9 protein-coding genes are annotated in these 12,693 nt (G+C 60.8%); 4 read left to right on the top strand and 5 right to left on the bottom strand.

Annotated features, from left to right (window positions below; all coding sequences use genetic code 11):
- Positions 1–71 precede the first annotated feature (71 nt).
- Positions 72–593, bottom strand: coding sequence for a hypothetical protein (locus QP363_RS01325; RefSeq protein WP_236659285.1), 522 nt, complete (start codon positions 591–593; stop codon positions 72–74).
- Positions 594–687: 94 nt separating this feature from the next.
- Between QP363_RS01325 and QP363_RS01320 the strand changes: the two genes are divergently transcribed.
- Positions 688–1,923, top strand: coding sequence for an MFS transporter (locus QP363_RS01320; protein WP_070710952.1), 1,236 nt, complete (start codon positions 688–690; stop codon positions 1,921–1,923).
- 345 nt (positions 1,924–2,268) lie between these two features.
- Here the strand turns inward: QP363_RS01320 and QP363_RS01315 are convergent, their stop codons facing one another.
- The 4 genes from QP363_RS01315 to QP363_RS01300 are packed head-to-tail and all read right to left on the bottom strand — an operon-like array spanning position 2,269 to position 8,194.
- Positions 2,269–5,385, bottom strand: coding sequence for a DUF3427 domain-containing protein (locus QP363_RS01315; RefSeq protein WP_284762000.1), 3,117 nt, complete (start codon positions 5,383–5,385; stop codon positions 2,269–2,271).
- The gene (locus tag QP363_RS01310; RefSeq protein WP_284761999.1) at positions 5,382–5,774 is read right to left on the bottom strand and encodes a (deoxy)nucleoside triphosphate pyrophosphohydrolase; all 393 of its coding nucleotides are present in this window, start codon (positions 5,772–5,774) and stop codon (positions 5,382–5,384) included. Before QP363_RS01310 ends, QP363_RS01315 begins: the two co-directional genes overlap by 4 nt.
- Positions 5,775–5,807: 33 nt before the next feature.
- On the bottom strand, positions 5,808–6,776 hold the full coding sequence (gene hutG, locus QP363_RS01305) for a formimidoylglutamase (RefSeq protein WP_070718788.1): 969 nt from the start codon (positions 6,774–6,776) through the stop codon (positions 5,808–5,810).
- A gap of 2 nt (positions 6,777–6,778) precedes the next feature.
- On the bottom strand, positions 6,779–8,194 hold the full coding sequence (locus QP363_RS01300; protein WP_070718789.1) for an amino acid permease: 1,416 nt from the start codon (positions 8,192–8,194) through the stop codon (positions 6,779–6,781).
- 362 nt (positions 8,195–8,556) lie between these two features.
- Here QP363_RS01300 and QP363_RS01295 point away from each other — a divergent pair, with 362 nt between their 5' ends.
- From QP363_RS01295 to hutH, 3 genes are all read left to right on the top strand, one after another.
- Positions 8,557–9,903: a YjiH family protein gene (locus QP363_RS01295; RefSeq protein WP_070644752.1), complete on the top strand. Its 1,347-nt coding sequence runs from the start codon at positions 8,557–8,559 to the stop codon at positions 9,901–9,903.
- 37 nt (positions 9,904–9,940) lie between these two features.
- On the top strand, positions 9,941–10,669 hold the full coding sequence (locus QP363_RS01290; protein WP_070443682.1) for an IclR family transcriptional regulator: 729 nt from the start codon (positions 9,941–9,943) through the stop codon (positions 10,667–10,669).
- A 185-nt stretch (positions 10,670–10,854) separates the two neighbouring features.
- Positions 10,855–12,408: a histidine ammonia-lyase gene (hutH, locus tag QP363_RS01285; RefSeq protein WP_070710956.1), complete on the top strand. Its 1,554-nt coding sequence runs from the start codon at positions 10,855–10,857 to the stop codon at positions 12,406–12,408.
- The last annotated feature ends 285 nt before the right edge of the window (positions 12,409–12,693 follow it).

Raw genomic sequence — 12,693 nt, 5'->3', positions numbered from 1 at the left:
TCAGAGCTCTCGTAGCTGCGTGGCTCCACCCACTCGGGCCACACCCGCATTGGACAGGAGCCAAGAGAGTATTAGGCGGCTTGGCTGAAGCCTTCGAAGAGGGAAAGCGGTGAATGCACCGGGGTGTAGGTGCTATCTACCAGCCACACAAACGTCGCCGCACTGCTGCTGGAAATCTCATGAACTGCGGAGACAAGCTCTTCTGGGACCAGTGCCCGCACCCAGGCTTCCGCTAGCGAGGGAGTAACGGGACGTCCAGTCGGATCGGTGATGCGTACGGTAATGAGATAAGAAGGCACGCGCTTTTCGCCATAACCCAGCACGCGGGCCTTGGCCCGCTCGCCCACGCGGTGGCGCGACACAGTAAAAGTCAGCGGTAGCGATTCGCCGCCTTCTATGGCCACTGGTGGCAGAACCTTCGATGGTGGCCGCCACTGCGGAGTGGGCCGCGCGAGTGAGCGAGGATGGCGGATGATGCTCTCCATGGAGCGAAGAGTTTCATGGTGGTGGTAGAGGATCTCCGTGGTCAGCTCACCGGGGCTGAGCGTGGACGGGGACTGAACGGACTGGGGAATGCTGCTGTAATTCTTCATGGCGCACACACTAGATGCCTGTGCGGACATTCCACGTCAAAGTGTCGAACTATTGTTCGACGATTTGACGTCGTGGGCTAGAGTGAGTGGCGATATGAAAAATACTGCAGAACCGCAGGTAAAAATCCCGCGGGAAATTTGGGTCATGGTCACCGCCGGGTTCATCATCGCCTTGGGGTACGGGCTCATTGCACCGCTGCTGCCGCAGTTCATCGTCAGCTTCGACGTCTCAATGGCTGCGGCTGGTCTCGTAGTCTCCGTCTTTTCTGCTAGCCGCCTTGTCTTCGCACCCGCCGCCGGGTTCCTCATCGACCGCGTCGGCACGCGCCGCGTCTACGTGACGGGCCTGTTCACCGTGGCAGTGACCACCGGTTTAGTGGGCGTGGCGCAGGAGTATTGGCAGATCGTTGCGCTGCGCACTATCGCCGGCATTGGCTCGACGATGTTCACTGTCGCGGCGATGGGGCTCATTGTGCGCCTAGCACCACCCAGCATTCGCGGGCGCTGTTCGGCAACCTATGCCACGTCTTTCCTTCTTGGCAACGTGATTGGCCCGCTCGTGGGCGCGAGCCTCTCTTTCTTAGGATTCCGCTGGCCTTTCTTTATCTATGGCGTTGGCGTCGCCATCGCCGCACTCGTTGTGTGGATCCTTATGCCCTCAGTCAATGAGGCCGATGAACGTCGGCGTCACCTTACGCCCATGCGCTTGGAGGAAGCCTGGGCGGATACTGCTTACCGTGCAGTGCTGACGTCGAACTTCGCCCAGGGCTGGATCAATATGGGTGTGCGCGTAGCGGTTCTGCCACTGTTCGCGGCCGCCATTTTTGCCAACGGTGCATCTACATCAGGCGTTGCGCTAGCGGCCTTTGCCGCGGGCAATGCCATCGTCTTGCAGTTCTCCGGCTCCTGGTCGGACCGCGTGGGGCGCCGGCCACTCATCGTTGCGGGACTTGTGGGCTCCGCGTTGTTCGTGGGCACGCTGGGCTTGGCGACGAACATCGTCTCCCTCCTCATCCTCTCCGCCCTGTCCGGCGCCGCCTCGGGCCTTATTGCCCCTTCGCAGCAGGCAGCCGTGGCGGATATCGTCGGCTCGAAGCGCTCGGGTGGTCAGGTGCTGTCGACATTCCAGATGGCAGGCGACTTTGGGCAAATCTTAGGCCCCATCGTCATTGGTCTGCTGGCGGATAGGTACGGGTTTGAGACAGCCTTTGGTTTCTGTGCGGTAGTTGCTGCAGCTGGCGTTGTGGCGTGGATTTTCGGACGCGACACATTGGCGGAGAGAAAGGGAATCCTGCAGGGCCTGCGCCACCGCTACCGCCCGCGGCGTTAATAGACAAAAGACTGGAAGGCTCCGTCAGTATCTTTCTGGCAGAGTCTTCAGGGCCGTTTAGTTCTAGTGGGTGCGGCGCGCTTTCTTGCTGCACGCAGCCCAGCGAGGGGTGGTGCCGGTTTTGAAGCTGCGCTCCCGAAAGCGCGTAAAGCCATAGATGGAAGTTTCAGAACCGTTATCTGGGCGGCTCCACCTCTTCCGGCTACGCTCGCTCGCGGCTGCCATAACCGTCCTCCACACTTCTGTACCACGGCATCAGAGACTAATCTTTTCTTAATCTGCTAAGGAAACCTTAATTTAACGGTGCTTACGGCGTCAACTTCATAACCTGACCATAATTGAGGTTTAAGCCACAGTGCGCCCGGCGGTGTAGAGCTGCTTAGGCATATCGCGGCGAAGGCTCCATTCAAACTGGATGGGTTTCTCGCCCCTGTGCGAGACGTAATCGACATTTCCTAAGAAGGTGTATGCCGACGCCGTGTCCACCTTGTTCCGCTTGGTAAAACGCGTGGCGATGATGATGTTGCCGTTGAGTTCGTGGTGGTGGATGTAGCGTCGGGCCATTGCGGACTTGAGCGACGTAGTGGATTGGGATTCCCAGTGCAAACGATCAGGCGCCAGTGGGTAATCGCGGTAATTCGTGGAAGCACTGACACTCTCGTCTTTTTGAAAGGTGACCAGGAAGAGGTCGGTGTTTGATGCATCGAAGCGCCGTACACCTTCGCGCGGCAGATTTGCCAATTTGCGCAACGGGCCATCGTCCAAAGCTCCGACGAGCTCGGCAAGACTGTAGTCGGCGTGAGTTTCCAAGACGCTGTTCGTTGACTTTTCTGGAATGACGCGGGAGCGGTCGAGCGTGAGCTGCATGACCTGAGTTACCTCAGCGACGAAGGAAGGGCATGAGCGGATGATTCCGAGGGCCTCGTCCAAGGATTCCGGTACCGGCGTATTTGAGTTCGCCCACAGCGCCAGCACGAGCATGGTGGCGTACCGAACCTGCTCGGGAGTCATGTCCTTTTGGGTGGGCCCATCCGGAGAAACCAGGAGACTGTAGGCCGCTACGCGGTTGGGATCGTTGATGTGTAACAGCACCCGGATTCGGCTGAGTAGAAACTCTTCGTGCTCGCTCGCAGGGACGGAGGGCAGAAGCTTCTCATCGCGCAGCAGCGTGGTCCACGTAATTCCCTTGCGGCGGTAGATGTCTTCTAGCGGAACTCCGGAGCTGTTAGTGAAACTGGCGAGGTCCGTTGTGCCGTAATCAGAAATAAGTGCTCGTATTTTCTTAATGGAGTTACGGGCTAAGCGCTTGATGTTCTTGAGAACGCGCTCGGTCGTTACACGGTCCAAGGTGATGTTGGAGCCTGGCGGGGCGGTAGGAAATCCTTGCTCTACCTCCTTGGCCAAGTTCTTTCCGCGAGCAGGAGTTAGAGCTTTGAAGCGCTCTTCGAAATCGAATTCTTCGTGCTGTACACCCAAGAAATCAAAGACAGTGCAGGCATTCTTTCCCTCATGGAGACGCAGCCCGCGGCCAAGTTGTTGGACAAAGAGCACAGGGCTTTGCGTTGGGCGCAGAAGCAGCAGCGTGTTGATCGATGGAATGTCGACGCCTTCGTTGAAAATATCGACGGCGAAGATGATCTTAATAGTGCCTTCGCGAAGCTGTTCAATGGCGCGGCGACGCTCATCAAGGCTGAGCTTGCTGCTGACCGCCAGAGCTGGGATGCCGAAAAGATTGAATTGCTCCGCCATGTATTCGGCATGGGCGATGGATACGCAAAATCCGAGGGCCTTCATGTCGGAGAGATCGAAGATGCGGCGGTTGAGCTCGTTGATGATGAACCGAGTGCGCTTTTCACCGGTCTTGATGTAAAACTCGCTCAGCTCCGAAACCTGGTAATCCTTCTTCCCGCGGTTCCAGGTCAAGCTCGTCAGGTCAGTATCATCGTCGACTCCGTAGTAGTGCAACGGGGCGAGAAGCTGGAGACGCAATGCATCCCAGAGGCGGAGTTCATGGGCCACGCGGTAGTCGAAGTACTTTTGTACGTTCTCGCCGTCACCGCGCTCCGGCGTGGCGGTTAGCCCCAAGAGCTCGCGCGGTTGCAGGTAGTCAAGAACTGCGCGGTAGGTCGGGGCCTCAGCGTGGTGAAACTCGTCAATGACGACGACTTCAAAATGGTCCGGTGCAATGTTTGACAGGCGCTTGCTATGCAGAGACTGGATGCTCGCAAAGACATGGTCCCACTGGCCGGGCTGCGTGTCGCCGACGAGGAGCTCGCCAAAACCTGCGGTGCTAAGCACCTCGCGATAGGTCCGCTGGGCCTGGGTAAGAATCTCGCGCCGGTGCGCAATGAACAGCAATCGTGGCCTGCGCCCCAGCTTCTCGCATAGGCGGCGGTAGTCCAGTGCTGCCACAACAGTCTTGCCTGTACCAGTAGCGGCAATGAGGAGATTGCGATGACGATCGTGAACTTCGCGCTCGGAATCTAAAGCTTCGAGCATCTCCTCCTGGTAGGGATAGGGCTCAACGCGAAGGCCTGAGAGTTCGAGCTTTTCACCGGGCTTTGCTTCAAGAAATCTGGCGCTGCCGAGGGCCTCCTTGAGGCGCTCGAAGTCTTGGTCCGGGTCAAATGCTTTGAAATGAGTGTCGTACCAATAGCTGTCGAAGGTCTTGATGAACTTTTCGATTATCTCCGGCGTGGAGGAACGAGAGCCCCGGACGTTCCATTCCCAACCGTCAACAAGCGCTGATCGCGAGAGGTTTGAGCTACCGATGAAGGCGGTGTCGAATCCGGACTGACGGCGGAAAAGCCAGGCTTTGGCATGTAACCGTGTGGTCTTGCTTTCGTAGCAGATCCGGACTTCAGCGCCGTAGTCTTCCACGAGGCGGCGCACGGCGGCGGCTTCGGTCGCCCCGCAGTACGTCGAAGTGATGACGCGCAGCGGGATCTGGTGATCCCTGAGGTATTCCAATTCATCGCTGATGACCGCGATGCCTGAAGTCTTGATGAAAGCGCACAATAGGTCGACGGAGTCGGCCGTTCGGATCTCGCGGGCAATCTCGACTGACATGTTGGTGTCGTCCACGCTGTTGGTGAACAAGGCGCTGGAGTTGAGCGAGACTTCCGGGAGTTTCGGGGCCTCTTCGAGCTCTGATCTATAGATGGCGTAAAGCAGTTCCTCGGCGGAGATGGACTCATCCACCCCGAGGTGTTGCGCGAGCCCATTGATGAGGGCCACACGCTCTTCGGGCTTTGATAACTCTGTGAGCTTGCGCTCGAGGGCCTTGGCAAAATGCTGGGACACTGCCGCGGCGAACCGCGGGTCGACATCCTTCTTGGAACCGTGGGCGATGCCGGTTGCTGCCGTGGGCCGAGCTCGCTTGGTTTCCTCGATTCGCTCCTGGACTCGGGCGGTGACCGGGGTTTCGTAGATGCCAAACGGCAGAATCGACTCGGAACTCATAGGCGCGAAGAAAGCAGTTTGACGGCGGGGATATCTGCAGGGGCCCAGTCGAGTTCCCGGGCCTCAGTAGGGGTGACCCAACGGGTGGCATCGTGATCACTAAGAACGAGTTCCCCAGATTCCTTGGTGCACAGGAACGTCGTGAGCTCGATGGTGGCGAAATCATACTCGTAGACGGTCGTGGTGACCTGGTCACCAACATGTGCGCTGACGGACAGCTCTTCTTTGATTTCACGTGCGAGAGCCTGCTTAGGCGTCTCGCCTTCTTCAATCTTGCCGCCCGGAAACTCCCACATGCCGGCTAGTGATTTTCCTGGAGCTTTGCGGCAGGCCAGGAATCGATTGCCGTCTACGAAGACGGCTCCGACAACACGAATCGGTGAACTCATGGGCACTAGTATGCCGGCTGGCCCGCGCCTTATCTAGGAATTCGCTCCTGTGGTAGCAGAAAAGTGCGCTGTCACAATGTCATCAATCAACCGCGCGGCCAGCTTGGCGGTGTGGCTGTCGGTGTCGAAGGTGGGGTTGAGCTCGACGACGTCGACAAGCGCGAGGCGTCCCGTGGCGGCGATGCTCAGCGCCAGTGCCCGGATGGTGTTTACTGGCACGCCGAGGCCAGCGGGGGCGGAGACACCCGGTGCCTGGTCGGCGGGGAGGACATCCAAGTCGATGGAGAGGTGGATGGGCTTGGTGCCGGAGCAGATGCTGTCGATGGTTGTGCGCAGCTGGGAGCGATCCATGCTGAGCAAATCCTCGTCGAGGACGACGGTGACGCCGAGGGCGGAGGCTTCGTGGAAAAGCACGGGCGTGTTGTTGGGGCGGGAGATTCCCAGGACGGAATAGTCGAAGTCCTCCCGGCCCACCAGCTCAGAAATTTGTTTAAACGGGGTGCCGGAGGTAGGCACGTCCGCGGTGCGGAGATCGAAGTGCGCGTCCAGGTTGATGATCTGCAGAGGCCCCTGGGCGCGGAAAGCACCGCGGTGGGAGCCGAAGGCGGTCTCGTGTCCACCGCCGAGGATGATAGGCAGGTGCCCGGCGCGTGAGAGTGATTCCACCGCATCGGAGAGGCGCTCGTGGGCGGCCTCCAGGTCGGTGGCTTGGGTGGTGATCGTGCCGGCGTCGTACAGCGGATGCGGATGGTGCAGCGCCAGGGAACCCAAGGCGCCGCGCAGGGCAGCCGGGCCCGCAGCCGCGCCGGGGCGGCCATGATTGCGCTCAACGCCCTCGTCGGAGGCAAAGCCCAGGAGTGCCACGCCGGGGCGTTCCTGGGGGTTCGCTAGGTCGAGGGGACGAACTACGCTGTGCCACCGCGCATGCTCGGGGCCTGGGCCATCGGAGCGGCCGGACCACTCGGGGGCAGGGGAGTAGGCGGGGGCATCAACGGTGTTCATGGTTATCCTTTCGCGTCTGTTCTTTGTTCGGCTGTATTTTGCAGGGCTGCTTCCTGTGGGGTGCTCGCGGCGGCGCTGCGGCGGCCGGTGAGGTAGAAGATGGCGGTCATAAGGAGGATGAAGATAACGCCCGTGGCGAGTGCCGGGCGGTATTGCTCCTGCCACACCATGATGCCAAAAGTGAAGATGATGAAGGCGATGGAGAAGTATTGGCCCCAGGGCCAGAAGGGGACGGTGTATTCCAGGCTGGCGCGTTCCTCGGTGGGCATCTGGCGGCGGGAAGCCACGTGGGCCAAGAGGATCATCAGCCACACGTAGATGGTGGCAAACGTGGCCAGGGAGGCGATGACCTCAAAGACGTTATCCGGGATGAGCGCGTTGAGTCCGGTGCCGATAATCATGACGATAAGCAGGATGATCATGGTCATGACCGGCACCCCGCGGGTCTTTTTGGCCATGACCTTTGGCGCGAGGTTCTGGCGTGCTAGGCCGGTGAGAACGTTGCCGGCACCGAAGAGATCCGCATTGATGGCAGAAACCGCCGCGGTGATGACAACGACGTTGAGTGCGGCGGCAGCCCAGGTGACGCCAAGGGTGGAGAAGATTTGGACGAAGGGGCTTTCCTCACCGGTGATGCTGCGCCAGGGGTTGATCATGAGGATGACCAGGATGGCCAGGACGTAGAACAGCAGGATGCGCACCGGGATGGTGTTGACGGCTTTGGGCACGGACTTGGCGGGATCTTCTGCCTCCGCACTGGCGACGCCGACGATCTCCGTGCCGCCGAAGGCGAAGAGAACGAGGATGAAGGAGGCGACCATGCCGGAGACGCCGTTGGGGAAGAAGCCGCCATCGTTGACGAGGTTGGCCGGGCCGGTGGTCTCCGCGGTGGAGAGGCCGAAGACTAAGACAGCCACGCCACCTAGGATCATCGCGATGACCGCGCCGACCTTGACGATGGTGAAGGCGAATTCCAGCTCGCCGAAAGCCTTGACGGTGGCGAGGTTGGCGCCGCCGACGAGAAGCAGTGTGGCGGCGACCCACACCCACTTGGGTGAGCCGGGGAACCAGAATTGCATGTAGACGCCGATAGCGGTGAGGTCGGCGAGGGCCACGATGACCATCTCGAAGGCGAACATCCAGCCGGTGATGTAGCCGGCCCAGGGGCCTAAGAAGGTGCGGGCGTATTCGGCGAAGGAGCCGGTAACGGGGTGGTGCACGGACATCTCACCGAGTGCGCGCAGGAGGAAATAAACCACGGCGCCGCCGAGGAGATAGACCAAGAGGACCGAGGGGCCGGCGGCTTGGATGGCGCCGGCAGAACCGTAGAACAGGCCGGTGCCGATAGCTGAGCCTAAGGCGATGAAGTGCAGGTGCCGGTGTTTCAAGCCGGCGCGCTTGGTGGTGGTTTCTGCCACGGGGATGCGTCCTCCTCTGTCCCCCTGTGCGGGCGCTAGTTGGTTCTAGCACCGCGAATGTGGGGAGTGGTTGGTGCGAGTGGGTCTGGGAGCTACTTTCCTCTAGTTGAGACGCGGGGTCAATTTTGTGGTGGGTAGCTTGATCCGGCGCTATGGTGGACGCCTCATTTCGTGCGTGGGGGTGACGTGCGTGACATTTGTGTGGGGTGCCGCTAGTATGTGGGAGACCTGCGTGTGGCTGTCGCGTGGGCATGGCTAGAAGCAATCGCTGTGTAGCGGCGTGTGTGCTTGGCGCGTTCCTTTAAAGGGCGCGTGCGTGGCCGTGCTAATGACGTGTCGTTTCCACCACCGTGAGGTAGAACATGAACTCTGAAGACGCAATCGTTGACGCCTTCTACGAGAACGAGGATGACGTGCCCTCCAAGAAGGGCATCTGGCGCCTCTTTGTCTACAGCGCTATCGGCGCTTTCGTATTCTTCTTTCCCATTAGTTATGACGGGAAGAAATCCATCCCGCTTGACCACGTGGTCACCATCATCCGCACCTATGCCGAAGTCTTGGTGCCCTGGTTCATCCTGGCGCTAGCGCTCTATGGCACGGTGCGCAGTATCGTGAATAAAAACTGGCAGGAAAGCCCGCTGCAAGCGGTCTTTACCGCGCTCAACGTGGTGGGCCTGGTGGTCTCCTTCTTGATGGTCATCGGAAAGCTTCCAGGGGTACTCGGCAACGAGGACATCGTGCCCTTCCTGTGGAATTCGGTTGCGACACCCGTCGGCCTCATCGTACCCATCGGCGGCGCATTCCTAGCTCTGCTCATCAGCTACGGCTTTCTGGAATTCGTGGGCGTATTTATGCAGCCCATCATGCGCCCGCTCTGGCGCACACCGGGGCGCTCCGCCATCGACGCGGTAGCCTCCTTCGTGGGCTCCTACTCTTTGGGAATCCTCATTACTGACCGTGTGTACCAGCGCGGCGGCTACACCGCGCGTGAGGCCTCCATCATCGCAACGGGCTTCTCGACGGTCTCGGCAGCGTTCATGGTCATCGTGGCCAAGCAGCTGGACTTGATGGATATGTGGGGCGTGTACTTCGCAGTATCCCTTGTGGTGACCTTCCTGGTCACGGCGATTACCGTGTGGATTCCGCCGCTGAGTAGGATTCCTAATGACTACGTAGATGGTGTAAAGCCGGACCCGGAAAAGCCGGTAAAGGGCAATTTCTTTAAGGCCGCCTGGCGGGAAGCGCTGCTGGCGCTGGACCGCGCGCCGTCTTTAGGCGCTGCCATTTGGGAGAACCTGCGCGATGGCGTACGCATGGCGTCGGCGATTGTGCCCTCCATCATGTCCGTGGGCCTGATTGGTTTGCTGCTGGCAAACTTCACCCCTCTCTTCGACTGGCTGGGGTACCTGTTCTACCCGTTCGCCTGGATTGTTCAATTACCGGAACCGGAACTGGCGGGTAAGGCCGCGGCCATGGGCATTGCGGAGATGTTCCTGCCGGCGACGGCTGTGGCGGGCTCAGAAAGCATGGTGCTCAAGTTCGTCATCGGCGTGGTGGCTATCTCCGCCATTATCTTCTTCTCCGCGCTGGTGCCGTGCATCTTGGCCACCAAGATTCCGATCAAGCTGTGGCAGATCGTGGTCATCTGGTTCGAGCGCGTGGTGCTGACCATCATCATTGCGACGCCGATTGCCTTCCTGGTGACTTAGCTGGGGCTTGTACGAGGGCTCATTAGAATGTGGGCCCATGAGTACCTCCCGAGTCCCGGCGGCGCGCAATGCACTGGAGATCCTCCGGCTGCTGTCTACCATCGACGTGCCGATTTCCGCCGCGCGCATCCGCAGTGAGCTGGACCTGCCGCGCTCAACTACTTACCACCTGCTCAAGGAGATGGTGGACGCGGGGTTCGTGGTACACCTGCCGGAGAACCAAACCTACGGGTTGGGGCTTGCTGCCTACTCGATGGCCGCGGCCTATGCCACGCAGCAGCCCTTGGTGCGGGCGACCCAGGGGCACCTCGAGCGGATTGCCAGCAGTGTTGGGGGATCGGGGCACTTATCGCGTTTGGCGGGCTCGGAGATTCTCTACCTCAACGAGGTGCGCGCGCCGGGGGCGCTGTCACTGGTGACGGAGAAGGGCGTGCGGCTGCAGGCACAGCGGACGGCCTCTGGGCGGGCCATGTTGGCATTGCTTCCAGAAGCAGAGTGGCGTGCAGCATTTGTCCCGGGGTCCTTAGGTTTTGGGGAGTACAAGGAAATCTTGCGCCAGGTACGCGAACGCGGTTGGGCCGAAGAGGTCGAGGTGGTGGCGCGCGGGCAGGCGTCGGTAGGCGTGGCGGTGGTTGACCACGTGGGCAGGCCAGCAGCGGCACTCGCGGTGACTTTTCCCGTGGGCGCAGCTGATGCCACTGATGCCGCGCAGCAACTGCACGCGGCTGCGCAGCAGGTGGCCGAGAGGATGTACGGGCGCCGCTAACAGGTAGTGCCCGAGGTATTGGCGCGCCGGGCAGCCTGTTGTACTATGAGCGCAACGCGTAAGGCTGTCGCGCGTATCACTATTTTTCTATTCTTGTGAAAACGAGTACGTGTTTTCACGTGCCTTCTTCCCTTCCACGTGGGTGGTGGGACGTGGGTAACGCAGCGACGTTAAAGGAGCCTTACATGTCTAATTCTTATCCTTCCACCGTGACCGTGGGTATCGGGGCGCTGAGTATCGAAGAAGTCGTGGCCGTGGCACGCTACGGCGCGAAGGTGGAGATTTCCCAGGATGCGATTGAGGAAATCGCCTCGACCCGCGAGCGCGTCGAGGAACTAGCCCAGGATCCGACCCCGGTCTACGGTATTTCCACCGGCTTCGGTGCGCTGGCGCGGCGCCACATTCCGGAGGAGATGCGCGCGCAACTGCAGCTCTCACTCGTGCGCTCGCATGCGGCGGGAACGGGCCCGGAAGTTGAGCAAGAGGTCATCCGTGCGCTGATGTTGCTGCGCTTGTCCACCCTGTGCACTGGACGTACCGGCGTGCGTCCGGTGGTGGCGGAAACTTATGCCGCGGTGCTCAACGCCAATATCCATCCGGTGGTCCGCGAATACGGCTCCCTGGGCTGCTCCGGTGACTTGGCGCCGCTGGCACACTGTGCGCTGGCGCTGCTGGGTGAGGGTGAGGTGCGCGTCGATGGCGGCCAGGTCACCCCGGCCGCCGAGGCGCTGTCGGCTGCGGGCATTGAACCGCTCAAGCTGCGGGAGAAGGAAGGCTTAGCACTCATTAACGGCACCGACGGCATGCTGGGGCAGCTCTGCCTGGCTATCACTGACCTGCGCGAGCTTGCCAAGACCGCTGACATCGCCACCGCGATGACGGTGGAAGGCCTGCTGGGGACGCTCGTGGTCTTCGCCGATGACCTGCAGCAGCTGCGCCCGCACCCGGGCCAGGCAGATGCCGCGGCCAATATCCTGCAGGTCGCAGAGGGCTCGGAGATTCTCGCGGCCGCCCTCGAGGAATTCAAGAAGAAGCAGGTACAGGACGCCTACTCCGTGCGCTGTGCCCCGCAGGTGGCCGGTGGTTTCCGCGATACCGTGGCGCACACAGCAACGGTTGCTGAGCGCGAGCTGGCCGCGGCCGTCGACAACCCGGTGGTGGCCAAGGATGGACGCGTGGTCTCCAACGGCAATTTCCACGGCGCGCCGGTGGCCTATGCGCTGGACTTCTTGGCCATCGTCGTGGCTGACCTGGCCTCTATTTCGGAGCGCCGCACCGACCGCTTCCTCGACGTCGCCCGTAACCGCGGCCTTAACGCCTTCCTTGCGGATGACCCGGGCGTGGACTCCGGCCACATGATTGCGCAGTATGCGCAGGCGGGCATCGTCTCTGAGCTCAAGCGCTTGGCCAACCCGTCTTCGGCGGACTCCATTCCGTCTTCGGCCATGCAGGAAGACCACGTGTCCATGGGCTGGTCGGGTGCCCGCAAGCTGCGCAAGGCCGTAGACGGTCTGCAGCGCGTCCTCGCCATTGAAATCCTCACTGCCGCCCGCGCCATCGATATGCGCGAGGGCCAGCCCGCCAAGGGTACCGGCGCGGTCATCGATGCTCTGCGCCAGACCGTCCAAGGTCCGGGCACCGACCGCTATCTGTCCCCGGAGATCGAAGAGACCGTGCGCCTGGTCAAGGAAGGTGCGCTGGTGGCTGCGGTAGAGGGGGCTGTCGGCACGTTGCGCTAACTCCACCCCCAGCCCCATGGCGTATGCCATGGGGCTTTTTCATGCGCCCTTGATTTCAAAAGTGCAGACCTGGAAGTGCAGACCTGCCCAGCAGGTCTGCACTTCCAGGTCTGCACTTTTGGCTTTGGGCGTTGCTGGGTTACTGGGTGTCAGACGGACATGGCGGGTGTAGGCAAGACGGGGGCAGACCACCGGTCACGCGGCAGTCTCGTATCTGAGACAGCTAGGCCAAAAGTGTCCTGGCTCATGGTTGTGGGTCACAGTAACTTGTCCTGTGTGACGCTG

This window comes from Corynebacterium sp. UMB6689 (assembly GCF_030215295.1).
Classification (GTDB): domain Bacteria; phylum Actinomycetota; class Actinomycetes; order Mycobacteriales; family Mycobacteriaceae; genus Corynebacterium; species Corynebacterium aurimucosum.
The sequence above is the reverse complement of the archived record's forward strand: the minus strand, read 5'-3'. Positions and strand labels throughout refer to the sequence as shown.

Coding starts and splice junctions, on each gene's coding strand:
- QP363_RS01325 (WP_236659285.1), bottom strand. CDS start 593: ATGAAGAATTACAGCAGCATTCCCCAGTCCGTTCAGTCCCCGTCCACG.
- QP363_RS01320 (WP_070710952.1), top strand. CDS start 688: ATGAAAAATACTGCAGAACCGCAGGTAAAAATCCCGCGGGAAATTTGG.
- QP363_RS01315 (WP_284762000.1), bottom strand. CDS start 5,385: ATGAGTTCCGAGTCGATTCTGCCGTTTGGCATCTACGAAACCCCGGTC.
- QP363_RS01310 (WP_284761999.1), bottom strand. CDS start 5,774: ATGAGTTCACCGATTCGTGTTGTCGGAGCCGTCTTCGTAGACGGCAAT.
- hutG (WP_070718788.1), bottom strand. CDS start 6,776: ATGAACACCGTTGATGCCCCCGCCTACTCCCCTGCCCCCGAGTGGTCC.
- QP363_RS01295 (WP_070644752.1), top strand. CDS start 8,557: ATGAACTCTGAAGACGCAATCGTTGACGCCTTCTACGAGAACGAGGAT.
- QP363_RS01290 (WP_070443682.1), top strand. CDS start 9,941: ATGAGTACCTCCCGAGTCCCGGCGGCGCGCAATGCACTGGAGATCCTC.
- hutH (WP_070710956.1), top strand. CDS start 10,855: ATGTCTAATTCTTATCCTTCCACCGTGACCGTGGGTATCGGGGCGCTG.